Here is a 26,026-nt window from a genome sequence, read left to right as displayed (position 1 = left end):
GCGTCCACGGCCACTGTCACCCGCCGAGGGCGTCGAATACCCGCTTCGCGCGGTCGCGGGTGCGGTACATATCCCAGGCGGCGTCGGCCAGGTGGTCCGGGTCGAGGGTGTGGCCGTCGGCGGCGCCGTATTTCGCGGGGTCGGCGGTGACCATCGCGTGGATGTCGCCGCGTTCCACCAATCCGCCGATCGTGAGCGTGCCCGCGTAGACGCCGCGGTCGGCGAGTGCGGCGTTCAGGGTGAGCGCGTAGTTGCGCAGGGCGGCGGTGGCCAGGGCGAGTTGGCCGAGCATCGGCATGGGCCGCACCCCCGACTGGCCGCCCGCGAAGATCTGATGTTCCCCGGTTTCGTGGAGTCGACATAGTGGACTTCAGGCCACGGGTTGGATGGATGACTGCATCATCTCGTACTCGATCGGGGACAGCATACCCAGAGTCGAATGACGGCGGCGACGGTTGTGGAACATCTCCAGGTATTCAAAGATCGCGTTTGCCAGCCTTTTGGTCTAGCCCTGGTCGCGTCGCTGCGCACGGTGCTGATGGCGATGAAACGCGCCGAGGACGCCGCCGCCGTGACCACGGAATTACCGGTGCTCTCCGCCGCCGGTATGTGAAGACTTCCCCGCCCCTCACTCACGTTGCATCCGCCGCAATCCCGTGGCGGGAGGGTGTGGGGAATCGGAATCCCTCGCGGTTCACCCCTCGGAGTCGAACGCCGCACGGCCACGGCTCGCGAGGGATACCACCTCTGATCCAGCTCCCCCGGAGCTGGCCCCACATGCCCCTACACGCGCTTTTCGGACTGCTTTCGCGCGTGTAGGTCGATCCGATTCGCCGCGTTGGGGCGCGGCGGTCGCTGAGCGGATCGCCCCCTGGTCAGGGATGCCTCGTCCACCGATCGGTCGGTGCCGGCGACTTTCACGAACCGTGTCGATTTCGCGGGTTTGCTGCCGTCGACCGCTGCCCGCGCCTGCGCTTCCTGGGCGTTGAGGGTGATGGTGTCGCGGCGGGCGCGTGCCGCGCTGTAGTGCCAGACCGCTCGCCGTGCTTTCTCGCCGGTGGGCGTCCGGACCGGTTCGGCACGCTTGTTGATGCTGTTGACCGTGGTCCCGGCGCGCCGGGGTGTGACGGTGTCGATGAAGTGGGAGGCCAGATCGCCTGGCGCTTTGACTTGCCGAGACCCGACGATGAACTTGCAGCGGCCTCGTCGAGTGCGGTGAGGTTCGTCACCGACAGTATCTCTGCATCGGCGGCGACGACCATGTCGGTGCCGGTCAGGTCTGCGATGAGACCTTGACGAGGCGGTCCGGGTGCGTGGTCTCGGCGGGATGGTCTCAAGCGAAAAATCCTGCCTACCAGAGGAACCGGATAGGCCTGCGGCGCGTCGAAGTCTATGTAGGGGCCGGGCACAACGCTCGGCGGGATTGAACCGGACAGACTCCGGTGGGGGTTACTAATGACAAATGCTGAGATGGTCGAGTTGGCAAACCGTGGTCCGGTGTCGCCCCGGGAAGCGTTCGTGGAACAGTTGAACGTGCTGTATGAAGCGGCGGGCCGTCCATCACTGCGGTCGCTGGCTATGAAGGCGCAATACAGGGCTCAGGCGGGTCGGGCACCAGGTGGTTCGGTATTGGTGACGGCCCAGCGGATCAGTGACTGGAAAGCCGGCCGGAACGTGCCAGCCCGGTTCGACACACTATATCCAGTGCTGCTGACGCTCATCGACGCCGCTCGTAGACGTGGCAATGTAACTGGTGTCGCACTGAACGTGCGAGAGTGGAAGCGACTATGGGACCGGGTACAGGTCGCTCGAACCAACACGTTGCGCGACAGGCGGAAGCAGCGGGCGTCTGCGGTCGCGTCCTGTCCTCCGGAGAGCCTGGCGTTGCCCTCCGGTCGGGAGACTGCGATCAGATCTTTGACAGAGATGGTGGGTGACGCGACGGGAGGAGGACGAGAGGACCGCGTGATTACGCTAACCGGTGCAAGCGGGGTCGGCAAGACCTCGTTGCTCGCGGCCGGCCTGGTGCCTGCACTGGAGGAGAGTGAGACACAGCCGTTTTCGGTCCGCTCCACCGTCATAAGTCGTGATTCGGTGTCGACACTTGCATCGATTCTCTCCGAACTCCGCCACCTAGATAGGGGCCAGCGGGGGCAGGTGTCAACGGATCAGGTACCGGCGGGCATCACCGGATTGGTCGTCGTCGACCAATTCGAGGCGATCTTCACCGCTTCGGTTCCGTCGGCTGCCAGAGACGAGATAGTTGCGCTGCTGGCGGAACTGGCCGAGGTTGTGGTTGTGCTGATCTGCTTGCGTAGCAGCTACATCCCCAGCTGCTACAGCTACCCACTGCTGGCCGACGCTTTGGAAAATCGACGGTACCAACTCGAACCAATGACCACAGCCGAGCTCCGCGCATTCATTCAGGTGGGCATGGGCAAGAAGAGCAGAGGAGACGCCTCGGGCGTCGAGGAGGCACTGATCGCGACAATTTGTGGAATACGAGGCGATGCAGAGAAGTTCGGACGCGAACCGGGCGAATTGCCGATCCTCGCACGAACTCTGAGTTCGATGGCTTCGAACCTGCGCGGAGTGCGTAGTGATATGGACAGCTACCGCAGGCTGGGCGGAGCCGAGGGCGTGGTCCACGCAATGGCCGAAGCCGCCTGGACAGCGATGTCTCGCCGCGAACGTTCCGAGGCGAAGCGAATCCTGTTGCTCTTGGTCGATGTCCACACAGATATCGGGTACATCCGTCGGCGCATCCCCCTCCAGGATGCGCCGGAATTGGTCAGCGACGCAGCAGGGGTGCTCGGCATCATGGTCGGAGCACGACTGATCACCATAGACCGCTACAAGATACAGCTGAGCCACGATCTTGTGGTGACCTGGCCTCCTCTCAGAAATTGGCTGCACGAGCTATTTTCCGTGCGGTGGACCGATCGCGAAGGCGATCGAGAGATATTGTCAAAACCTACTTATAGGTGAACGGTGCATCGGGGCGGTCACGGACACCTGATCAAAACAGGGGCCGCGGGTAGGCCTATCCACAGGCTGTGGATCGGTATGTTTTAGGCGACCTCCTGTCCGGATGAGTTGGCGGCTGGTTTGGTCGGTGTGATGTCGACGGGCCGTTCGAGGAGCTTTGCCGTTGTGGGACAGGGCTCCGTTGCGCACGAGCGCGACCAGTTCGGGGGCGTTGAACTTGCGCCAGCGGGATTGGGCGGCCCCGATCAGTCTGTAGGCCATGGCGATTCCGGCGGCGCGGGAGCCCGGCCCCTTGGTGACCTTGGTGCGTAGTCGGACGGTGGCGAAGGTCGACTCGATCGGATTGGTGGTGCGCAGGTGGATCCAGTGTTTGGCCGGATACCGGTAGAACTCCTAAGGAGAGCGCCCGAACTGAGCGAGCCGTGGCCGCAGGGTTCGACGAAGGGGCTGAGATTCCACGCGCCGCGAATCGTGACCACCTACGTCGAGCAATGCGGACGAGGACGAGGCACTGGACGAAGGCTCGGCCGACCCTGCGCTGGCGGTGATCTCACGCTGCAAGGGATCCGCGGTGCAGAAACAATGAACCAGCTTGGGCTTTCGACGTCTTGCGCAGCAGCCAGTGTCGAAGTTCAGGTGGATTGGAGAGAGATGTCGGAGGTGGGTTGTAAGTCGGCGGCCGCTGTAAACTCATTCCTGTTCGGCCGGCTCTTCTGAGCCCATCGAAATCGCATCTGTGCGTGCCCATTCGCGCGAGCCGCGACTGCTAGAGCCCCTCCACTTCGTGGGGCGGCTCCATCCGTCGCGACACGTCGGCGGATACACGCAGGATGATGATGGAGGTGGTGCCTATGGAGGCGCCCCAGTCGAACCCGTCCCGGCCCGACCGGAACGGCACCGTCAAGAAGTGGCTGGAGCTCGCGCTCTGGTTGCGCACCGTGACGAACGTTGTGGACCTGGCGACGCGGTACCTGCCGCATGTGGCTGAAAACGTCACCGCCAGCCCGGCGGTCAAGGTGACCACCGAACTGGCGGCTTGGGCTCTGCACGCGATTATCGGCCTCTGACAGCGAGATCGCGAACAGTTCTCCTGCACGGGTTAGGGCTCGGCCACTGCTACCAACAGTGGCTCCGGGCCCTTTCCCACGTTCCAGGGGCTGTGGACACCACGTGAGTAGGCACTGGGTACCTACCCATAACCACCCATGGCTACCCATGTGGGTACAGCCACCATACCCCAATTTCCATTTGTGTTCCATCTGGAATGGCCTGTGAGCTGGGGTTTCTTGATCGAGGCGCTGTACTCACCCATACCCATACCCAGTGGCCCAGAGACGTCTTGGCAAGTCGCCGTCTTCGTCCTCTGGACACCCAGGAGCGACGCTGTTGAGCTGTGGGGCGGCGTACACCGACCGGATGCAGCTCACCAGCTCACCCATGGTGTGCGCACGGAGGCGGTAGACGCCGAGACTTACACCGCTTCACTGGATGAAGAGTGCGACCGCCACGGGCTGCTGCATCGGGGGCGAGAAGTGGGTGGCCTGCAGCTGCGGCAACGACGTCAACAGGCTCTCGACATCTACGACTTGGGCCGGGAGACACCGATGAATCGAACGGCGGAAAACTCCACACCCGGCCCCCAGACGGCGGCTCGGCATGGGTGAGTCGCGGGTGGTGCGCCCGTTGCGGGCCGGGATGCGCCTCGACGCCGCGATCGAGGCGTACCTGCACACGGTGACCGCCGCCAACACCCGCCGCGGCTACCGCACCGCGCTGACCGCGCTGGTCTCCGAGTTCGGTGCGGATTGCATCCGGCGCTGCTGGATCCGGACCGGGTCGCGGCCCGGTTCCGCACCCGCTGGAGGAGGCGTCGGCGCAGACGTTCAACGTGCGCCTGGCCGCGCTGCGCGCCGCGTGTGACTACTGGCGCGAGCAGGCATGGTTGGTCGGTGACCCGCTGGTGCGGTTGCGGCCGCGGTCGGTGTTGCTAAGCGGAAGCCGCGGCAACGACCGATCTCATGGCCGGGGTGCTCGTCGTCGAGTTCGGCGTGCGGATGGTCGACCACCCAGGTCAAGTGGGCGTCTTCGCGAAGCCCGGAGTACACGTCGAACCGCAGCCCGTCCACACGCACGGTGACCGCGTCCCTGCCGTGGTGTGCGCCATACCCCGCCCGGCTAGGTCGGCGCGCAGCAGCGCCCGCCGCAGCCGCCGCGCGTGCACGACCTCGTGACGCAGGCCGCGCCACCACACAGCGAGCGCACGCAGCCGGGTTCTCTGCGGTGTCGTCACCAGATGTCCTCGATTCCGATCGTGGCGACGGTGAAGTACCGCACCGCACCGGAGCTGGTGGTCTTCCGCCACTCACCGGTGCGGGTGTACCCGGCGGCGGTGAGCGCGTCGTCGAGCGCGTCCAGACTGACCGGGGCGCCCGGGGCGGCGGGAACGGATTCCCACCGGCAGCTGACGTGACGGCCGTAGACGCTCCCGTCGTCGCTGTAGAACAACTCGCAGGCGTAGAGATCGGCGACCGCACCAGCAGGATCGTCGAGGCGGGCGATGACGTGCAAGTCGACGGCTTCGGTGTCGGTCACCGCTGGACCCCCGACGTGTGCACCGGCCGCCGTGCTGCCGAACGGGCTGGGGCAGGGGAGGCGGCTTACGCGGCACGGTCGGGCCTGCTCGCGCAGCTGCGTCCCAAGCGGGGCTCGGGCTGCGGTCGGCGGCCGCGGCCTGGCGCTGCGCGATCGCGTCGTCACGGGCGGCGACGATGTTGGCGGTCTTGCCCCCACTGCTGGCGACGCGCGGCAGTATCGCGGCCGAGTTCCCCGGCCTGGCGGGCGCAGTCGTCGACGAGGTCCGGATCCGCTGCTGCACGTCCGGATCAAGGCCCGCGCGGGCCAGCGCCTTGCCCAGTTCGGTGCGCTTGATCGTGTACTGCTGTCGGTCCAGTTCCACGCTGGTTCCCGGCGATCCGGCGGCGACGCTGAACAGGGAATCGGTCATCGAGGACATCTCGAAGCGCAGGCGCTGGTCCTCGCGGCTGTGCGGGGCGGCGTCGACCAGCTCGGTGATCTGCTAGAGCAATGGTGTCGTACACCGCCGCGCCCGCGTGGATGCTCAGCCGGCCCGCGAATCGGCGCAGTTGACTTGATCCCACGGGAGGTTGGTTCGCTGGAGTCCTCTGACGCGTTCGTCTACCGACCCGGTGAGCCCTGGGGCCGTTTGGTCCTGGCAAGGGGGTGGGGTTCGCCGGTGATCGTCATGAGTGCTTCGATGACATCACCACGCAGGTGGGTTAGTACAGCGGTGTCGTCGTGGTGCTGGCCGATATAGACCCGCTCGACCGTCTCCCCGAACAACTGGCGGACGTGCACACGCACGGTCTCCGTGATCGAGTAGGTGGTGACCTCCAATTCCTTTGCCCACGGCAGGTTCTCGCGGACTCGCATCCACAACCCGTCGTAGCGCCTGTAGCTGATCGGCCGGCCGTTTCGTTTACGCAGTACGCGATGTGTAGCGTTCACACCTCCGCGACGTTCGACATGCCTTCCCAGCGCGGCCATCAGGCGGGGCGAGACCGGATGCCAGTGAAACCCGCCGCCGCGCGTCCGCAACCGCACCAGGCAGTTGTCGTGGTCGAGGTCGTGAAGCGCCAGATCGATGACAGGTTGCCGGTCACTTGCGGTTTGGATGTGCAGGTGGACGATCAGTTGGTCCAGCTCGGGGTCATCACCGGTCGAAGAAGCAACGCGAATAACTTCCCGCAGCTGCTCGCTGGTCAGAACATCGCCTTTGCCGGCGCGTCGGCCTGGAAGCCTTGCTGCCGCCGCGGGATTACTGGAGGGATCGATGAGCCTGTCACGTTCGGCGTGCTTGTAGATGTGCCGTAACGCCGACAGCAGATTCTCCGCGGCGGACTCTCCGCCACGGGAGTTGGCGCGAGCGCGGGAACGGATCTGATGCGCATCCATCAGCTCTTCAATCTCCCTCGCCGTCGGCTCGTTCAACACTCGGTCGCCCCATACCTGACTGATCGCACGCCATGCCGAGTCGTAGGTCCTCAGCGTCTTCGGCGGGACCTTCCTACGCACCCGGTCGATGTACTCACCGAGCCGGGGAGAACCAGCCGGTGAGCGGCCGGCATCCCCGGCGCTGCGGTCGAGTATCGGCGGCTGATGGGGGAGCGGGGGTGGTGTGATGGGGACTTCGTCGAAACTCACGGTGCTCCTCAACACGAGGTGAAGTGACGGTGCCCGCGAACGGCAGGGCTGATTGGCTGGAAGACGCTCGGGGACGGCACCAGCGCCGACTGCGCTGGACCGGGTGGTCGACCGACCGGCTCGAACCGGGAATACTTCACGGCTCGCGGTGACCATCACCACTGTCAGGTGTCCATCATCCGATGTTCGCCACAGCACGGTCAAGATCTTCAAGCCAGATCCACCGTGACGACTTCTACCCAGGTCATCGGGCTGAAGGTGATCCGGGTCGGACATGCTCTGCCACGGGGAACGGATACAGGCCCGCGCGCAGCCACGGCGACGGATCCCTCGTGTCAGCCACAGCGACACCAGGGCCGTGTCCGAGCCGTTCAATGACACCACCGCGCGGCAATCCTGCCGCCGAAAACGGGTCCGGAGCCTGGTTAAAGGCCAAAAAAAACACGGTTCTGTGGCAAATCTGCCACAGAACCGTGTCATTGAATGTCCGGAGGGGGACTTGAACCCCCACGCCCGATAAAGGGCACTAGCACCTCAAGCTAGCGCGTCTGCCATTCCGCCACCCGGACCGGTGTGCCCAGCAAGATTATCGGATCATCTCCGTGTGGACCAAATCGCGGCTTGACCTGCGGATTCTTGAGCGTTTGCGGGCGGCGGGCGTGTGGGCCGCACTGGTGGAAGGAGTGCGGCCCACACGACGGATCAGAGAAGTTCTTCGAAAGTGCGTTCGAAGCCGAGGGCTCCTCGGCCGTCGGCTACTTGGCGGTCGAGGAGGGTTTTCAAGGGGGCGATGAAGTCGAGGGTGACGTGGGCGTCGCGGCTGGCGCGGTTGATCGCGTCGAGTGCGGCTTTGTGGAAGGCGATGGACTGGATGGGTTCGGTGTAGGTGGCGGTGTCGATGACGGCGCCTTGGTGCGGCAAGGATTGGGTCATCGCGTTGAGCCATGCGGCGGCTCGCCGGCCGAATTCGGCGGCGGGGACGCCGACCGACCGCATCATGGCCGCGCCGTGCAGGAAGCCGCCGAACATGGCGTACATGGCCGCCAGCAGGGCGAAGTCGTAGGTCGAGGCGAGGCCTGCGTCGTCGCCCAAGTGTTCTGCGGCAGCGAGTAATTCGAGGGATTCGTGGTGTGCGTCGAAGACCGTCTGTGAGCCGCTGTAGAGGATGGACGCGCCCGGCTGTCCGATCATGGGTGGTATCGCCATGATGCCGCCGTCGAGGTACTCGCAGTCGTGACGGGCCGCCCAGGCGGCGAGTTCGCGGGCCTCGTTGGGGGCGGTGCTGGTGAGGTTGATCAGTTGCCGTCCGGCCAGTCGGTGGGCTACCGGGTCGAGGGTGGCGTGCACTGATGCGTGGTCGAGCAGTACGGCGATGATCGGGCCGTCGGTGTCGATCGCCTCGGCGATGGTGGCGACGCTCGTGGCTCCGGCGGCGCGGAGGTCGGCGTCCTTGCCGGGGGTGCGGTTCCACACGGTGGTCGGCAGCCCCGCCTTCAGGAAGGTCGCGGCGAGCGCCTGCCCCATCGCGCCGAGTCCCAGGATGGTCACCGGGGTCTTCGTGGTCTCCGCCATTGCGGGTTCAGCTCCTTTGGGGTCGGGAAGGTCCTGGTCAGCGCGCTGAAATCAAGACTGCTCGACGACCGGCGGGCGGGCAAGTACCTACTATTTTGTGGGGTACTTACCGAATGGTTTGTGAACAGGTGGAGAGGGTGGACGATGGGCTCGAAGCGGTCGGGGCCGTACTTCTGCGGGATCGATGCGGCGATGGATGTCGTCGGCGGCAAGTGGAAGGCGCTGATTCTCTGGGAGTTGGACAACCACCGGGTTCGGCGCTTCGGCGAGCTCCGCAAGGGGCTGCCCGGTGTCTCGGAGAAGATGCTCATCCAGCAGCTGCGGGAGCTGGAGGAGGACGGCATCGTCGACAGGACCGTCTATCGGGAAGTGCCGCCGCGGGTGGAGTACCGGTTGACCGAGATCGGTGTCGCGCTGAACACCGCGCTGGAGCCGCTGGGTGCGTGGGGGCGGGAGCGGATCGATCGGATCGGCGCGCGGCGGGTGCATGAGTAGCTCGGAAGTGAATCCTTCAAAAGTGAATGTTTCACTTGGGCAACATGGTTCAGCGGAAGATCAAGCTACTAGTTGGTAACTTGAGTTAATTTTGTGCACACCGTAGGTAATTGACGCCTAACCGGGCGCGTCGTATGTTCCACGTCACAACTTTTGCAAGATGTGGGTGGCTTCGCAGATGTCGGATGATGGGTACGGCCTACGGGTCTTGCTGACGCGGGCGCTCCGCCGGATTCAGGAGTTGGAGGCGCGGCCGCAGCGCGAGCCGATCGCCATCGTGGGAATCGGCTGTCGCTTTCCCGGCGGCGCGGAATCCCCGCAGCAGTACTGGGAACTGCTGTCCTCGGGCCGCGACGCGATCGTCGAGGCGCCGGAGAACCGTTGGGTAGTAACGGATTCGGCGCCTCGACGGGCGCGGCGGCGAGCCGGGCTGCTCGCAGGTCCGATCGATGCGATGGACGCGGAGTTCTTCGGGATCGCACCGCGCGAGGCGGCGTCGATGGATCCGCAACAGCGGCTGGCGCTCGAAGTGGCTTGGGCGGCAATGGAAGACGCCGCACTGGTGCCGGGTGGCCCGGCCGCGGCCCGCACGGGGGTGTTCCTCGGTGTCAGCTGGCAGGAATACCAGCGCACGATCACACCGGACTGGGTGAGTTCGGTGGACGCGCACACGCTCACCGGGACGATGTCGAGCATCGTGGCGGGGCGGGTGTCCTACGTGCTCGGATTGCGTGGTCCCGCAGTGGCGATCGACACCGCGTGCTCGTCGTCGCTGGTGGCGGTGCATCAGGCGTGTCGCAGTCTGCGGGCTGGGGAGTGCGACGTCGCGTTGGCGGGCGGAGTGAATCTGCTGCAATCCGAGCTGACTTCGGAGGCGCTGGCCCGCATGGGCGCGCTCTCTCCGGATGGGCACTGTCGTCCCTTCGACGCGCGCGCGAACGGGTATGTGCGCGGCGAGGGCGCGGGTGTGGTTGTGCTGAAGACGCTTTCGCGGGCGCTCGCCGATGGCGACGAGATCAGGGCGCTCGTCCGAGGCTCGAGTGTGAACCACGACGGTCGTTCCATGGGGCTGACCGCACCGAATCCGACGGCACAACGCGAGTTGCTGCGCGACGCGTTGACCGACGCCGGGTGCGCCGCCGATCGGATCGGCTACATCGAGACGCACGGCACGGGCACGCCGCTGGGCGATCCGATCGAGATCGAGGCGTTGTCGCAGGTGGTCGGCGTGCCACGTGCGGATGGGTCGGTGTGCCAGCTCGGTTCGGTGAAGTCGCAGATCGGCCACCTCGAGGCGGCCGCGGGCGTCGCCGGGCTGATCAAGGTGGTGCTGCAGATGCAGCACGAACGAATTCCACGTCAGCACGATTTCGCCACAATGAACCCGAAGATCAGGCTCGACGGCACGGCGCTGGCGGTGCCGACCGACGACGTCGCCTGGCCGCGGACGCGACAGCCGCGATTGGCAGGGGTGAGTTCGTTCGGATTCGCAGGCACCAACGCACATGTGGTGCTGGAGCAGGCACCCGAGCCCCTGGCGCGTGCCGATCCGAATGAGCCTGCGCTGTTGGTTATTTCGGCGCGCACCAGGTCGGCCCTCGATGCGCTGGCCCACCGCTATGCGGAGCAGTTGGACCGGCAGGAGATGCCGCTCGCCGACGTCGCCGCCACCGCGGCGCTGGGACGCACGCATTTCGCGTACCGGCGAGCGGTCGTGGCCAGGACAGCCGAGGAAGCGGCGCGCGATCTCGCGGCACCGTCAGATCGGTCCATCGATCCGGATCCGGGCAAGCCGCGGGTCGCGATGCTGTTCACCGGGCAGGGCGCACAGTACGCCGGGATGGGCGCGGCGCTCGACCGCAGGTACCCGGCTTTCCGCACGGCGCTCGACCAGTGCGACGAGTTGTTGGGACCGCTTCGCGACGGCCTACGTCTGCGGTCGGTGCTGTTCGAGGCGGACGACGATGCGCTGGCCCGGACCGAGTACGCGCAACCGGCCTTGTTCGCGCTCGAATGGGCCTGCGCCGAGCTGTGGTCGGCGTTCGGCGTTCGCCCCGACGTCGTGTTGGGGCACAGCCTCGGTGAACTGGTCGCGGCGACCGTCGCGGGCGTGTTCGATCTCGCCACCGGTTTGCGTCTGGCTGCCGAACGGGGCCGGTTGATGCAGGCAGTGGCGCAGCAAGGGGCGATGGCGGCGGTCTTCGCCGCGCCCGTGGAGTTCGAAACACTGTTGGACGAGCTCTCGGCGAGTGTGTCGGTCGCGGCGGTCAACAGCCCCGGGCAATTCGTCGTATCGGGATCGGTGGACGGGGTGCAGCGGGTTGTGCGGGCTGCCGAGGAACGGTCGATCCGTGCCGTGCGGCTGCCCGGGACGGCGGCGTTCCACTCGCCCCTGCTGGATCCGATGCTCGACGACTTCGAAGCCAGGGTCGCCGAGTTGGTTCCCGTGCCGCGCGCGGCGACGATTCCGCTGGTGTCGAACGTGACCGGCACGCGGATCGAGGGCCTCATGGATGCGGCGTACTGGCGCGCGCATGCCCGTGGCACCGTCCGTTTCGCCGAGGGTGTGCGCTCGGCCGCCGAGTCGGGCATGGATGTCTACCTCGAGGTGGGACCGCATCCGGTGCTGTCGGAATTCGGGCGGCACACCGACCCCGCCGCGTTGTGGGTGCCGAGCATGCGCCGGACGTCCACCGACGACGAGGTGCTGTTGACCGGGCTCGGCGAGCTGTATCGCCTGGGCGTTGAAATCGACTGGAGCGCAGTGGTTCCGCTGGACGCGCGCAGGCGCAACGGCCTGCCCACCTACCCCTTCGAACGAGAGCGGGTCTTTGTGCCGATCGAGAGCGCGTCGCCGAGCACGGGATATCTCGCCGAGCATCGCTTCCGCGACCGTGCGGTGGTGCCCGCGGCGGAGCTCGCGTTGCGCGCATTGCGTGCGGCCGGAGGCGCAGGCCGCGAGCTGATCGACTTCGTCGCCGCGCGACCGGTGCCGCTCGAGGAGTTGTCCGAGCCGCTGGTCTCCGATGCGGGCGATCGCGCCGAGGTGCGGTTCCACGTCGACGAGGGCGCGGTCACCGCAGTGTCCGCGACGGTTCGAGCCGCCACGAATCGACCCCGCGATTCCGACGAACTGTCCGCGGCTCGGCTCGCGCTGTCCACCGAAGAGAATGTCGCGGCTTTCTACCGCCGGTGTGCCGATGCCGGATTGACTTTCGGCCCGCGATTCCGCTGGATCACGCGATTGTGGTCCGGCGAGGGCCGCGTGCTCGCCGAACTGAGGCGCCCGGCGGAACTCGCCGACGAACCGGACGCCTGGCTGCCGTGTCTGCTCGACGCCGCGATCCAGACCGGTCTCGCGTTGGTGTCCGCAGATGGCGACGCGGCGCGTCTGCCGGTGGGTATCGGCGGTCTGCGTCTGTCCGGCCAGGGTGCGGGGGCAACGGCGTGGGCGCTGGCCGAGCGCACCGGCCGCACCGTTCGGCTGACGGTCTTCGATACCGCGGGCGCGGTGGTCTGCGATATCGAAGACGTATGGTTCGCCGAGTCCGGCACTGCCGGGCAGCCGCAGGATCGGGATAGCATGTCCGGCTTTACCCACCGTCCGACCTGGGAGCGCGTCGTGGCGTCGCCGAGCGGACGGGCGCCCGCCGCCGCGTTGGTGGTCGGCGTCGGGCAGCAGGCGGACCGGCTTGCCGCCGCGTTGCGCGCCGCGGGTACCGATGCGGTATCCGTGGAGCGTACGACGGATCCGGGCGTGTGGCCCGGCGACGACCGTGCGGTGATCTACCTCGCCGATGCCGAAGCGGACGACAGCGCCGAATCGGCACGGGTGGAAACGCGATTCGCGCTCGCGGTGGTGCAACGGATGGCTCGGCTGGTTTCCGACGCACCGTTGTACCTGGTGACGATGGGGGCGACCGGAGCACTCGCCGGGGAACCCGTGCGTCCGGCCGCCGCGACCCTGTGGGGATTGGGTGCGGTGACGCGCACCGAACTGCCCGAGTTGCGGTGCCGCCTGATCGACCTGCCCGCGGACGCGCGCTGCGACGACCACCGCTTGGTGGACGAGATTCGCTCCGGCGCCACGGATTCCGCGATCGCGCTGCGCGGGCGTCACCGTTACACGATGCGGATGCAGCCCTCCGACGAACCGGGCGGGGCGCCCGAGGTGAAGCGTGGCGGTGCGTATCTGATCACCGGCGGACGTGGCGCGCTGGGGTTGACTGCCGCGCGGACGCTGGCCGAGGCCGGCGCGGGCACGATCGTGCTGGCCGGGCGCAGCGGCCCGACCTCGCGAGACGAGCGGGAGATGGCGCGGATCGCGGCTTCGGGGGCGCGAGTCGAGACCGCGGTGGTCGATGTCGAAGACCGGAATGCGTTGTCCCGCCTGATCAGCCGCTTCGGTGTGGAGTTGCCGAGGCTGGCCGGGGTCGTGCACTGTGCGGGAGTTCTGGACGACGCCCTGTTGTTCGAGCAGACCGCCGGGCACATCGACCGGGCGTTCGCGGGAAAGGTCGCGGGCGCGTGGCACCTGCACGAGCTGACCGCGGGACAGCCGCTCGATCTGTTCGTGTTGTTCTCCTCGGTCAGCGCCGTGGTGGGCACCGCCGGGCAGGGCAATTACGCCGCGGCGAACGCGTATCTCGATGCCCTCGCCCGCCTGCGGCTGGCTCGAGGACTGCCTGCCCTGAGCATCGCGTGGGGGCCGTGGGCGGGCACCGGCATGGCCGAAGGGCTGAGCGACGCCGCCCGCCGCGCGTGGGCACGCCACGGTGTCGGCGAACTGGCCGCCGAAGACGGTGTCCGAGCACTGCGTTGGCTGCTGTCGGCGGAGGGAGTCGTGTCGGTCTTTCCCGCCGCCACAGAGGTTTCGGCGGAGCCGGAACCGATCGACGCGGTCGAATCCCAGGATTCGCGCGATCCGGCGGAACTGCGGGAACGGGTGCGCACCCACGCCATGACGGCACTCGGCCGCACGACAGCGGTTTCCGACCGCACGCCGCTGCGAGAACTCGGGCTCGATTCGATGATGGCGGTCGAGCTGCGCAACGCGCTGTCCGCGGATCTGGGGATGCGACTTCCGGCGACGCTGCTGTTCGATCATCCGACGGTCGCCGCGGTCTCGGAGGAGATCGCCCGGCTCGGCGCCACGTCCGCCCCCGGCCGCACGGCAGGGCAGCAGCAGGCCGAACAGCGACCGACCACGCGCATCTCCGAGCAGCTCACAGCCCCGGTATACCCAACGAAACTTCCGGTTACACCTAGTACACCGAACGTGTCTCAGCTCACAGCGCGCGAAGCCGAGCCTGCCCCGGACGATTACGCCGACGCGATCGCGATCGTCGGCGTCGGCTGCCGTTATCCCGGCGGCGTGCGCGGACCCGCCGATCTGTGGCGCCTGCTGACCACCGAAACCGACGCGGTGACCGAGGTACCCGCGCACCGCTGGGACGTGGACGCCGTCTTCGATCCGGACCCGGATGCCGACGGCAAGACTTACACCCGCTGGGGCGGTTTCGTCGATGGTGTCGAGGATTTCGATGCCGGATTCTTCGACATCTCCGTCGGCGAGGCGCGGATGCTGGACCCGCAGCAGCGGCTGCTGCTCGAAACGGCGTGGGAGGCGCTCGAACACGCCGGTTATCCGGCGAGCCGTCTGGAGGGCAGCCGGACCGGCGTCTTCGTCGGTGTGATGTCCAACGACTACGCCGAACGGATGGCGCGGGCCGACCTCGCGCCCGATGCCTGGTTCGGCACCGGAAACCTCTCCAGCGTCGCCTCCGGCCGGCTGTCGTATTTCCTCGGCGCGCAGGGGCCGAGCCTCACCATCGATACCGCGTGCTCCTCGTCGCTGGTGACCGTCCACACCGCGGTGCGCAGTCTGCGCAGCGGCGAATGCGATCTGGCGCTGGCAGGCGGCGCCACCGTGGTGCTGACGCCTTCGCTCGACATCTACTTCGCGCGGGCGCGCGGCCTGGCCGCCGATGGCCGGTGCAAGAGCTTCGACGCACGCGCCGACGGCGTCGTCTGGAGTGACGGCGCGGGAATGCTCGTGCTCAAGCGGCTGGCGGACGCGCGGCGGGACGGCGATCGGGTGCTGGGGCTGGTGCGCGGCTCCGCGGTCAATTCCGACGGCCGCAGCCAGGGATTGAGCGCACCCAACGGTCCGGCGCAGGAACGGGTCATCCGCGCGGCGCTGGCGGACGCGGCCGTCGAGGCGGGGGACATCGATTACGTCGAGACACACGGCACCGGCACGGCACTCGGTGATCCGATCGAAGTGAACGCCCTGGCCGCAGCCCTAGGGGAGGGTCGCACCGAAACCACGCCGCTGTGGATCGGGTCGGTGAAGTCGAATCTCGGGCACACCCAGGCGGCGGCGGGCATCGCGAACATCATCAAGGTGATCGAGTCGATGCGCCACGAGCGCATTCCCGCCTCGCTGCATTTCCGTTCGGGCAATCCGCATATCGACTGGGATTCGGTCGCTATCCGGGTGGTCGCCGAAGAGCGACCGTGGCGGCGTTCTCGACGGCCCCGGCGGGCGGGGGTGAGCGCCTTCGGGATCAGCGGGACGAACGCGCACGTGGTGATCGAAGAACCGCCACAGGTCTCGGAGGCCGATGCCCCCGACGATGCCGGGCCTCATTTGCTGGTCCTGTCGGCGAAAAGCGCCGATGCCCTACGCGAACTGGCGGCTCGCTACCGGGATCTCATCGTCGCCCACCCCGAGATCGCATTGGTGGATCTGTGTGCGCGCGCCGCGCTGGGCCGAACACACTTCGGTGAGCGCGTGGCGATCAGTTTCGACACTGCCGCGCAGCTGCGTGCCGCGCTCGAGAACGTCGCCTCCGGGGTCACAGTGAGCGGGTCGGTCACTGAAGTGTCGAGCGGGTCGCTCGAACTGGCTCGACGGTATGTCGATGGCGCCGAGATCGATTGGGGTGCCGTCTATTCCGGTCACCATTGGCGACATGTCGACATCCCGGCCTACCCGTTCCAGCGCAAACGGCATTGGTTGGAGCTGACGCCGCGCCGGGACGACGCACACGCACCACGCACCCTGCGGCTCACCCCGGAGATGTTCGCAGGACATCGGCTGCGTGGTCTGCCGACAGTGCCCGCGGCGTGGCTGAGCGTTCAGCTGAACGAGATCGCCGCTCGACTGCCCGGGGCATGGGAAGTCAGGAAGCTGCGGCTGATCACGCCGTTGGAGGTCACCGCCGAAGCAGTGGTGCGGGTCGTGGTCGAACCCGGCCCGGACGGCCACGATGTGCGCTTCCTCGGCTCCGACAACGCCCGAGCCGGTTATGCGCAAGCGACACTCACTGCGGCGCAGCCTGAGCCGGTGAAACCGTATGCGGCAGACTCCGCTCATTCCGATGCGCGCATCTGGACCGCCTACTACGACACTCTCGCCCGGCTGGGCCTAGACCTGGGCCCTGACTACCGCTGCGCCCTGGAGTTCCGGCGGATCAGCGCCACCGAGGCCGAGACGGTGTTCCGGTTGGCCGGTGACGGCACGGCGCTCGATCCGATCCTGCTCGATGCCTGTCTGCACAGCATCGTGGTGACGGCTACCGGGGGCGAGGAGTTGTTCTTGCCGTCGGAGATCGATCGTGTCCGATTCTTCGGCAACCCGACGGCGGGGGATGCGACCGTGCGGTGCCGGGTGCGGGTGACCGAACGAGGGAGGCGGATCATCGTCGGTGACGCCACGCTGTACTCGGAGTCCGGGCGGCCGCTCGCCAGCGTTCAGGGTGTGAGCCTGCTGGCCGCGAAGTTCGACACCGTGTCGAAATCGTCTCCTGCGGAGTCGGACTCGACAAGACTCGCACGTCTGCTGCATCACGTGGAATGGGCGCCTGTCGAGGGTGGCTTGCGCGGGGAACCTGCGGGTCGATGGCTGATCTTCGGTGACGGAGCGGTCGGGGACGCTGTCGCCGCCGGATTGAGCGCGCGGGGCGCTGAAATCGTGACGATTCGCCCCGAGGACGGGCACGCAGCCGACGAAATCCTGTCTTCCGAGGCCGCGAATTCGTTTCAAGGCATAGCCTTCGCGTGGACGGCGGCTCCTGCCCAGGTTCGCATCGAAGCCGCCCTGCGGTTGACGCGCGCTCTGGACTCGGCAGTGCACCGGCCTGCCGCACTCTGGTTGCTGACCGTGAACGCCCAGCGCGTCACCCCGACCGACCGTCCGGACCCCGATCAAGCTCTGCTGTGGGGTTTCGGACGCACGCTGGCCACCGAGCACCCCGAGTTCGGATGCCGATTGCTGGACCTGCCCGCCGAAACCATCGTGGACAGCGCCCCGATCGTCGATGGTTTGCTCAGCGGCCGCGCCGCAGGCGAATTCGCCCTCCGCGACGGCCGTTGGCTGACCGCGCGCGTCGCCGAAGGCCTCGCGTCCACCGACTACCGGTTGGTCGCGCACCGTTCCGGCGAGTTCGAACGGATGCGGTTGGAGCCCGGTATCCGACGCGCACCGTCAGCCGGGGAAGTCGAAATCGTCGTCGCCGCCACCGGCCTCAACGCCCACGACCTCTGGGTGGCCTCGGGCATCCATCCGGATGGGGCGGGACCGCTGGGTTCCGAGTGCGCGGGCCGGATCACCGCGATTGGTGCCGGGGTCGAGCAATTCGCGGTCGGTGACCGCGTCGTCGCCTTGGCGGCCGGCAGTTTCGCCCGCCACGTGACGGTGGACCAGGCCATGGTGGCCCGGCTGCCGGACGACCTGCCCTTCGCCGACGGCGCGACCGTGCCCTACGCCTTCACCACCGCCTGGCACGCGCTGTTCGACCTCGGCGGTCTGCGCGCCGGGGACCGGGTGCTCGTCCACGGCCCCGCCGATGGCATCGGCATGGCCGCGGTCCAGCTCGCCATGCACGCCGGAGCGCAGGTGTGCGCGACCGCCGCGCTGTGTCGCTGGGCGCGGAACGCGGGTCTGCCGGTCACACAGATCCATACCTGGCGCAGCCACGAGTTGGGCGAACGGGTTCGGGCGGCGACCGCCGGGCATGGACTGGACGTCGTCGTGCACACCTCGGGGGACGGCTTCGCCGCACACGCATCCGAAGTACTGCATGCGGGAGGCCGATTCGTCGAGATCGTCGACCCGGTGCAGACCGGAACGGTGCATCGGCATGCGGATGTCGACCACCGGACCTTCGATCCGGCCACTATCGACCCGCGGCGACTGGGCGCTGCCTTGCGCAGTGTGCTGGCACTGTTCGAGCAGCGCGCTTTGACCACGCTGCCGCACGCGGCCTACGGCATCGATCGTGCCGCCGAGGCGTTCCGCGCCATGTCGCAACGAGATCATCCCGGTCGCGTCGTCCTGCTCGGCAAAGACGTCCCGGTTGCCGCGGGCGGCGACCAGTTGCCCGATGGCACCTATCTTGTGACGGGAGGGTTCGGCGGCCTCGGCGCCGAGGCCGCGCACTGGCTGGCCGACCGTGGAGCACGGCATTTGGTGCTGGTAGGCAGACGCGCGCCGGATCCGGCAGGGGAACGGCTGCTGGAATCGCTGCGCGGCACCGGCGCTCGAGTGACGGCGCGGCAGGCGGATGTCGGCGACCGCGCGGCCGTCGCGGAACTGCTGCAAGGCATTTCGGAATCCGGATTCCCGCCACTGCGCGGCGTGGTCCACTGCGCGGGAGTGCTCGACGACGGCGTGATCAGCGAGCAGACCTGGTCGCGGTTCGAGACCGTGCTCGGACCCAAATACCATGCGGCGCGCCACCTCGATGAGCTCACCCGCGATCAACCGATCGAACTCTTCATCACCTACTCCTCCGTTGCGGGCGTACTCGGCACCCCTGGCCAGGCGAATTACGCCGCGGCCAACGCGGCATTGGATGCGCTGGCCTGGCGGCGGCGTGCCGAGGGACTGCCCGCGCTGAGCATCGGATGGGGGCCGTTCGCCGACGTGGGCATGGCCGCCGATCGGCCCGACGTCACCGCACGTCTCGTGCGGCGCGGGCTGCCTCCGCTGTCCGCGGGCGACGCGGCCGCGGCGCTGGAGCACCTCGTCCGGCACGACAGTGCTGCCCCTGGCGTCTTCGAATTCGTGCCCGAGCGGTGGTATGCGCAGCGCATGCCGCAGATCGCGCCGGCCGTACCGCCGACGATTCCACCGGAGACCACCGGGGTACCGCGAACGCAGTCGGCGTCCGACGATCTCGCACCGTGGGAGGCGCTCGTCCAGCGCGTCGCGATGCGGGTACTCGATCGCGCGGGCGAACTCGATCCTGATCTGCCACTGCACGACACGGGCGTCGACTCCCTGACCGGAATGGAACTGCGGGCCGCACTCGCCGTCGAGGTCGGAGTGCCGCTGCCTGCCGGGCTCGTCTTCGACTATCCGACCGTGCGTGAGATGGCGCGGTTCCTGCACCGCAAGGGCGCAGCCGCTCCCAGCGGAGGCACAGCCGCTCCCGCCGGCGGCGCGAACGTGATCGCCGCTGATGCGCCCTCGTACGCGGCCGATTTGCCTCTGGCCGGGGCTGACGATTTGTCCCCCGCCGGGGCTGAGGCGCCCCCGGTCGTCGCCGACGTGCCTGTGGTCGCGGCTGACGTGCTCTTGCCTGCGGCGGACGTGTCCGCTGTCGCGGCCGACGTGTCCCCGGTGCCCGCTGACGCGCCCTTGGTCGCGGCTGATGTGCCCCCGGTCGCTGACGAGGTGAACCCGGTCGCACCCACGCAGCGGTACCCGATCGCGGCTCCACCAGAACGGTTTGCGAGACAGGATGTTTCGCCGGGCATCGACTTCGAGAGCGACCGGCCCGACGACGACCCGATCGTCATCGTCGGCATGAGCTGTCGTTTCCCCGGCGGGGTGCGCACACCGGAGGACTTCTGGGACCTGCTGTGGCACGGACGCGACGCGATCACCGAGGTGCCGCCGCAGCGCTGGGACATCGACGCCTACTACGACCCGGACCCGGCGTCTCTGGGCACGATGTACACCCGCTGGGGCGGTTTCGTCGACGACGCCGACGAGTTCGACCCCGCGTTCTTCGGTATCGGCGCGGCGGAGGCACGCGCGATGGACCCGCAGCAACGCCTGCTGCTCGAAACCACGTGGGAGGCGCTGGAGCGCTCGGGCCGCGCACCTGGCGCGTTGGCGGGCAGCCGCACCGGCGTGTTCGTCGGACTGTGCTTCAGCGAATATCCGGCCACGCCGACCCGAGCCGACCATCCGACCGCGATCGGCGCCTACTCGGTGATCGGTTCGGCGCCGAGCGTCGCGGCCGGACGCTTGGCCTACGTTCTCGGGCTGCAGGGCCCGGCGATGACGCTGGACACGGCATGCTCCTCCTCGCTGGTGGCGCTGCAAGCGGCGGAAGACGGGCTGCGAGCGGGCCGTTGCGATCTGGCACTGGTGGGCGGGGTGAACCTCCAGCTGGCTCCGGAGACCACCATCGGTTTCTGCCGTCTGGCCTCGCTGTCGCCCGATGGACGCTCGCGAGCGTTCGACGCCGACGCCAACGGCTACGTCCGCGCCGACGGCTGCGGCGTGCTGGTGCTGACCCGGCTGTCGCAGGCCCGGCGCAACGGCGATCGGGTGCTGGCGATCGTGCGCGGCGTCGCGGTGAATCACGATGGACGGTCCAACGGTCTCACCGCACCCAACGGCCCGGCCCAGCAGCGCGTCATCACCGACGCGCTGGAACGGGCGGGCCTGCGGCCGGACACGGTGGACTACGTCGAGGCACACGGCACCGGCACCCCGCTCGGCGATCCGATCGAGGCCACCGCGCTGGCCGAGGTGTACGGATCGGGCCGCACGCAGCCTCTGCTCATCGGGTCGGTGAAAACCAATATCGGGCACACCGAGGCGGCGGCAGGTGTCGCGGGCGTCATCAAAGCCGTGCTCATGTTGCAGCACCGTCGGATCCCGCCGAGCTTGCACTTCCACACTCCGAACCCGCTGATCGACTGGTCCGGGCTGCCGTTGGAAGTCGTGCGCGAGGCGCGGGATTGGCCGCGCACCGGGCACGAACCGGCGATCGGGGTCAGCTCTTTCGGGATGAGCGGCACCAATGCGCACGTCATCCTGGCGCAGGGTGATCCGGTACCCGCGCCGCGACCGGAATCGCCGACCGCGCAGGTACTCGTCCTCTCCGCGCGCGACGAGACCGCCCTCGCCGACAGCGCGCGGCGCTGGGCAGACCGAATCGACTCGGCGCAGGCGACACTCGGCGATCTGGCCTACACCGCCGCGACCGCGCGGACACACTTCGAAGAACGGCTCGCGGTGGTCGCCGACACCAGCGCCGTCGCGGCACGAGAGCTGCGTGGGCCGATTCCGATCCGTGGCCGGGTGGAGCGAACCGCGCGCGCGAAGGTGGCGCTGCTGTTCACCGGGCAGGGATCGCAGTACCCGGGCATGGCACGCGAGTTGTTCGACTCCGAACCGGTCTTCCGCGACGCGCTGCGACACTGTGACGCGGTGCTCGGGCCGATCGCGGACGGTATCGGGCTGATCGAGGCCGTCTACGGCGATCACGGTCCGGAGCTGTTGCGTCGCACGGTGTTCACCCAGCCGGTGTTGTTCGCGGTCGAGTGGGCGCTGTGGGAGCTGTGGCGGTCGTGGGGGATCGCCCCAGCGGCGGTGCTCGGGCACAGCGTCGGGGAATACGTCGCGGCCTGCGCCGCCGGGGCGATGAGCGTGGAGGACGCCCTGCGGCTCGTGGCCGTGCGCGGTCGCCTGATGCAGCGCCTGCCGGACGGAGGCGCGATGGTGGCCGTCGACGCCCCCGCCGAGCAGATCTCGCCGCTCGTCGCACGGTATGCGCCCGCGGTGTCGATCGCGGGATACAACGGACCGGCTCAGGTGGTGGTCGCCGGACCGCGAGCCGCACTCGATCCGCTGCGCGAGCAGTTGTCGGCCGACGGTATACGGGCCGCCGATCTCACCGTCTCGCACGCCTTCCACTCCGCGGCGATGGACCCGATTCTCGACGACCTCGCCGCGGCGGCGTCCCGGGCGAGGCTGTCCGATCCCGCGATTCCGCTGATCTCCAACCTCACCGGTGCGGTGCTGCGCCCGGGCGAACTCGACCCGCGGTACTGGGCGCGGCATGCGCGTCAGCCGGTCCGGTTCGCACAGGGCTTGCGGGCGCTGGCCGAGCTGGGGATCGACGAGTTCCTCGAAATCGGGCCGCATCCGACGTTGTCCGCGCTCGGCGGGCGCGTGCTGGGTGACTCGGCGCGGTTCGTCGCGTCGCTGCGTCGCGGCCGTGGTGATCGCGAAACGATGATGACGGCGCTGGGACGCCTGTATGTCGGGGGCGTGGCGGTGGACTGGGAGCAGGTGCACCGTCCGCACGATCGTCGGCGCGTGCTCGCCCCGACGTATCCTTTCCAGCGGCAACGCTATTGGGTCGAATCCCGGTCCTACGCCGTTGTGGCGGCACCGAGCAGCGCTGGCGACGGGCACACGCTTATCTCCATGCGGTCGGGCAGCGTCTCGGCGGAGCCCGGAACCGCACCGACACCCGCCGTGGGCTACTCGACGCGTCCGGTCGACGCAGTCCTTTCGCACTCCGAGGCCGCCGGCGCAGGACACTCGATGGTTTCGACGCATAATGCCGAGCTATCGGATCGCAGCGTCACGACCCATCCGACTCGCGGTCACGAGACGGTCCCAGGATCGGGCGTCGCAGCCGAGCCGAATCCTCTGACGCACCTCCGGGCCGCGCCTCCGTCGGCCGAGGTGGATGCCGTCCCTTATGCGGGTCTTCGGACGCGGCAAGAGATCGCTGCGGCTGCGGCCCGGCAGGCAGATCATTCGATATCGAGCAGCACCGCAACGAATTTCGATCTGACGCTCGGGCCGGATTCTCCGTCATATCTGGCCGACCATGTCGTGGATCGGACTGTTGTCGTGCCGGGCGCCTGGTTCGTCGCCACCATCGCCGACATCGCGCGCGGACTCGTCGCCGGTGACGTCGTCGCGATCGATGACCTCGTGATCACCAGCGGACTCGCGCTGACCGGCCCGCAGCAGGTACGAATCGTCTTCGACCCGGCCGCCGACGGATTCGCGGCGCACGTGCGGACAGAAAGCTCGGGCACACACGCCCGCGCCCATGTCAGCACCGGAACGCACCGGATCCCGGATGGTGCCTCTCTCGGGGAGATTCTCGGCGCCTGCCCGGAACACCTGGCCGCAGCGGAGTTCTACCAACGGCTGACCCGCGCGGGCCTGCCTTACGGACCGGCGTTCCGCCGTGTCGTCGGCCTGCGCCTGGGTCGGCGCGAAGCCTTGGCCACGTTGTCGGATTTCGATACCGATACCGGCCCTGGGGCGGTGCACCCGGTTCTGCTGGACGCGGCGTTCCAAGCCACCTACGCGGCGATGTCGCCGCGGGCCGACGAGCAGACGTGGGTGCCGTTCGCGGTGGACCAGGTACTCGTCTCCGCCGCGGCGGGCACCGTTCGATTCGGCCATGTGCGCGTCCTCGAGCAGACGCCGCAGCTGTGTGTCGCCGATGTTCGACTGCTCGATGAGGAGGGCTCTGCGGTGCTGGTCGCGAACGGATTGCGAGTGATGCCCACGCCGAATTCGGCCGGGCAGTCGTCCGCCCCGGCGTTCCCCGATCGGTCGGTCGCGGACACCTACCGTATCGACTGGCGGGAGACCGGCCCGGCGGCACCGGCCTCCGCGGCCGGGCGCTGGCTCGTCATCGGTGCGCCCGGAAGCTTCGCCGACGATGTCGCGGACGACTTGCGGGCACGTGGCGGGGAGTGTGTAGTCGCCAGGCCCGGTGACGGGTTCAGGTTCCGCGGGGAAGACGAGTTCGAGATCGATCTCGGCGTGCCCGCGGCCGTGCGGGCGTTGCTCGGCGCGGTGGCTGACGGTCGCGCACCGCTGCGCGGGATCGTCTCCGCGGTCGCGCTGTCCGACGAGGACGCGCCCGCACCGGTGGCCGCGGAACGTCTGGTGGTGGGCGCGCTGCATCTCGTGCAGGCCGCGGCGCTGGCCGGAGAACCGGCGGTGTGGCTGCTCACCCGTCACGGTCAGCGAGTCGAGCCTTCCGATCGGGTGGCGCCGCAGCAGTCGGCGCTGTGGGGATTCGCCCGCGGCGCGCAGCTCGAACACCGCGAAATGGGCTGTCATGTAATCGATCTCGATAAGGATGCCGACGTTCGTTCCGTGGTCGACACGTTCGTGACACCCTCGTCGCCGCGGCAGCTCGCGCTGCGTCAGGGGCGTCGTCGGGTGCCTCGGCTCGTGCCGTTGGCAGTGCCCAGCGCGCCGACGGTCGCCTCCGGCGCGGGTGGGACGGTGCTGATCACCGGTGGCCTGGGTGGGGTCGGTCTGCGGCTGGCGCGCTGGTTCGTCGATCGGGGTTGGCCGGACCTGGTTCTCGCCGGGAGGTCCGCGCCCGATGCTCGAGCGGAGTCCGTCATCGCCGAATTGCGGGGGCGTGGCGCTCGGATCGAGGTGCGGTCGCTCGACGTCGCCGACCGTACGGCCGTGGCGGCCACGCTGACGTGGATCGACCGTGAGCTGCCGCCGCTGGCGGGCGTGGTGCACCTGGCCGGGGTGCTCGACGACGGCGTGATCGCCGAGCAGACGGCCGCACGGGTCGGGCGGGTGCTCGCGCCGAAGACGTTCGGGGCATGGCATCTGCACGAGCTGACCGAGAGCCGGTCCTTGCGATTCTTCTTGCTGTTCTCCTCGGCCGCGGCAGTGGTCGGACTGCCCGGTCAGGCCGGCTACGCCGCCGCGAACGCCTTCCTCGACGGCGTGGCCGAGTCGCGCGGCGCGTCTAGCACGCCCGCGCTGTCGATCGCGTGGGGCCCGTGGGCGGACACGGGAATGGTCGAGCGGCTCAGCAGCGGCGCGGTGCAACGGCTGGCCCGCCGTGGTTACGGCCTGCTGCGGCCCGACCGGGCTTTCGACACGCTCGCCGAACTGATCGGTTCCGCGGCTCCGGCGGTCACCACTATGCCGTTGACGATGTCGGGTATGACCGCCGCCGACGTGCCGGACGTGCTGCTGGACTTCGTCGCGCCGATCGAAAATGCGTCCACACCAATAGATTCGGCCGCCGAGCTGTCCGCGCGGACGGAGGCGCTGGTGCGCCGCTGTCTCGGGTTGGCGCCCGGCGATGATCTCGATCGGCCGCTGCACGAACTCGGGCTGGACTCGGTCGCGGCGCTCGAGATCCGCGACGAACTGTCGCGCTCGAGCGGTCACCGCCTGCCCGCCACCCTGGCTTTCGAGTACCCCACCCCGCGCGCGGTGGTCGGCCTGCTGGTGCGGCTGGCCTCCGCGCAAGCGCCGTCCGCGCCGCCGCCGATCGACAGCAATGGCGATTCCTCCGATCGGACGGCGGCGCGGACGCCCGCTCCCCGGCTGAACGTGGAGATGGCCGTGGGCGGCACCGTGCCGATGTCGAACGGCGTCGCGACCGTGCCGCCGCGGGCAACGGATACTGCCCCGCGCACTCACCAGACCGGCACAAACGACGCGGCCGCTGCCGACCGCTCGGCTTCGCGCGACCGGCGGCCCGTGACCGCGCACGCATCAGCAGACCCGTTCGGGTCGTCCGCGCCCAGCGTCGGTCGGCAGGAGGTTCGACATGCGTCGGCCGAGTCGTTCGCATCGCGCGAGACACCGACCGCGGCCGCCATCTCGAACACCGATCACCACACGGACGCGGTGGGGGACATCGCGATCGTGGGCGTGAGCGGACGCTACCCGGGCGCGGACGGGCTCGACGAGTATTGG

General features: G+C 68.4%; 12 protein-coding genes, 1 tRNA gene and 3 pseudogenes (1 of these 16 running past the window's edge). 7 read left to right on the top strand and 9 right to left on the bottom strand.

What is annotated here, in order from left to right; all coding sequences use genetic code 11:
* Positions 1 to 16: 16 nt before the first annotated feature.
* On the bottom strand, positions 17 to 298 hold the full coding sequence (locus tag ABZ824_RS27165; RefSeq protein WP_356966235.1) for a hypothetical protein: 282 nt from the start codon (positions 296 to 298) through the stop codon (positions 17 to 19).
* A 72-nt stretch (positions 299 to 370) separates the two neighbouring features.
* A pseudogene (locus ABZ824_RS27160) lies at positions 371 to 487 on the bottom strand (IS3 family transposase); the annotation flags it as partial.
* Between ABZ824_RS27160 and ABZ824_RS27155 the strand changes: the two are divergent.
* The gene (locus ABZ824_RS27155; protein WP_356966233.1) at positions 440 to 613 is read left to right on the top strand and encodes a hypothetical protein; all 174 of its coding nucleotides are present in this window, start codon (positions 440 to 442) and stop codon (positions 611 to 613) included. The pseudogene ABZ824_RS27160 and the gene ABZ824_RS27155 sit on opposite strands and share 48 nt — an antisense overlap.
* Before the next feature lie 263 nt (positions 614 to 876).
* Here the strand turns inward: ABZ824_RS27155 and ABZ824_RS27150 are convergent.
* A pseudogene (locus tag ABZ824_RS27150) lies at positions 877 to 1,280 on the bottom strand (IS1634 family transposase); the annotation flags it as partial.
* 190 nt (positions 1,281 to 1,470) lie between these two features.
* On the opposite strand from ABZ824_RS27150, the gene ABZ824_RS27145 reads away from it, so the two are divergent.
* Positions 1,471 to 2,988 carry a hypothetical protein gene (locus tag ABZ824_RS27145; protein ID WP_356966231.1) on the top strand — a complete coding sequence of 506 codons (1,518 nt, stop codon included), beginning with the start codon at positions 1,471 to 1,473 and terminating at the stop codon, positions 2,986 to 2,988.
* An 83-nt stretch (positions 2,989 to 3,071) separates the two neighbouring features.
* Here the strand turns inward: ABZ824_RS27145 and ABZ824_RS27140 are convergent.
* Positions 3,072 to 3,381, bottom strand: a pseudogene (locus tag ABZ824_RS27140) (IS256 family transposase); the annotation flags it as partial.
* 458 nt (positions 3,382 to 3,839) lie between these two features.
* On the opposite strand from ABZ824_RS27140, the gene ABZ824_RS27135 reads away from it, so the two are divergent.
* Positions 3,840 to 4,055: a hypothetical protein gene (locus tag ABZ824_RS27135; protein WP_356966229.1), complete on the top strand. Its 216-nt coding sequence runs from the start codon at positions 3,840 to 3,842 to the stop codon at positions 4,053 to 4,055.
* Between the two features lie 589 nt (positions 4,056 to 4,644).
* On the top strand, positions 4,645 to 4,908 hold the full coding sequence (locus ABZ824_RS27130; protein WP_356966227.1) for a hypothetical protein: 264 nt from the start codon (positions 4,645 to 4,647) through the stop codon (positions 4,906 to 4,908).
* Between the two features lie 151 nt (positions 4,909 to 5,059).
* Here ABZ824_RS27130 and ABZ824_RS27125 read toward each other — a convergent pair whose 3' ends face one another.
* Positions 5,060 to 5,278, bottom strand: a complete 219-nt coding sequence (locus ABZ824_RS27125) for a hypothetical protein (RefSeq protein ID WP_356966225.1) — start codon at positions 5,276 to 5,278, stop codon at positions 5,060 to 5,062.
* Positions 5,275 to 5,580 (bottom strand): hypothetical protein, encoded by a 306-nt coding sequence (locus tag ABZ824_RS27120; RefSeq protein ID WP_356966224.1) that lies wholly within the window; start codon positions 5,578 to 5,580, stop codon positions 5,275 to 5,277. Before ABZ824_RS27120 ends, ABZ824_RS27125 begins: the two co-directional genes overlap by 4 nt.
* Before the next feature lie 176 nt (positions 5,581 to 5,756).
* Between ABZ824_RS27120 and ABZ824_RS27115 the strand changes: the two genes are divergently transcribed.
* Positions 5,757 to 6,068, top strand: a complete 312-nt coding sequence (locus ABZ824_RS27115) for a hypothetical protein (RefSeq protein ID WP_356966222.1) — start codon at positions 5,757 to 5,759, stop codon at positions 6,066 to 6,068.
* A gap of 115 nt (positions 6,069 to 6,183) precedes the next feature.
* Here the strand turns inward: ABZ824_RS27115 and ABZ824_RS27110 are convergent, their stop codons facing one another.
* The 3 genes from ABZ824_RS27110 to ABZ824_RS27100 form a co-directional block, all read right to left on the bottom strand.
* Positions 6,184 to 7,422 carry a site-specific integrase gene (locus tag ABZ824_RS27110; RefSeq protein WP_356966220.1) on the bottom strand — a complete coding sequence of 413 codons (1,239 nt, stop codon included), beginning with the start codon at positions 7,420 to 7,422 and terminating at the stop codon, positions 6,184 to 6,186.
* A 271-nt stretch (positions 7,423 to 7,693) separates the two neighbouring features.
* Positions 7,694 to 7,778, bottom strand: a tRNA-Leu gene (locus tag ABZ824_RS27105).
* A 133-nt stretch (positions 7,779 to 7,911) separates the two neighbouring features.
* A complete protein-coding gene (locus tag ABZ824_RS27100) occupies positions 7,912 to 8,781 on the bottom strand; it encodes an NAD(P)-binding domain-containing protein (protein WP_356966218.1) in 870 nt (289 codons plus the stop codon).
* 144 nt (positions 8,782 to 8,925) lie between these two features.
* Between ABZ824_RS27100 and ABZ824_RS27095 the strand changes: the two genes are divergently transcribed.
* Both ABZ824_RS27095 and ABZ824_RS27090 read left to right on the top strand, forming a co-directional pair.
* Positions 8,926 to 9,276, top strand: a complete 351-nt coding sequence (locus tag ABZ824_RS27095; protein WP_356966216.1) for a helix-turn-helix domain-containing protein — start codon at positions 8,926 to 8,928, stop codon at positions 9,274 to 9,276.
* 178 nt (positions 9,277 to 9,454) lie between these two features.
* Positions 9,455 to 26,026: the 5' portion of an SDR family NAD(P)-dependent oxidoreductase gene (locus ABZ824_RS27090; RefSeq protein ID WP_356966214.1), read on the top strand. 5,178 nt of this gene lie beyond the right edge of the window; the window shows 16,572 of its 21,750 coding nt (coding positions 1–16,572); it begins with the start codon at positions 9,455 to 9,457; the stop codon falls past the right edge of the window.

It is taken from the genome of Nocardia sp. NPDC047038, from assembly GCF_040644075.1.
Classification (GTDB): Bacteria; Actinomycetota; Actinomycetes; order Mycobacteriales; family Mycobacteriaceae; genus Nocardia; species Nocardia sichangensis.
Note: the sequence above shows the minus strand (reverse complement) of the source record. Positions and strands in the feature narration are given on the sequence as shown.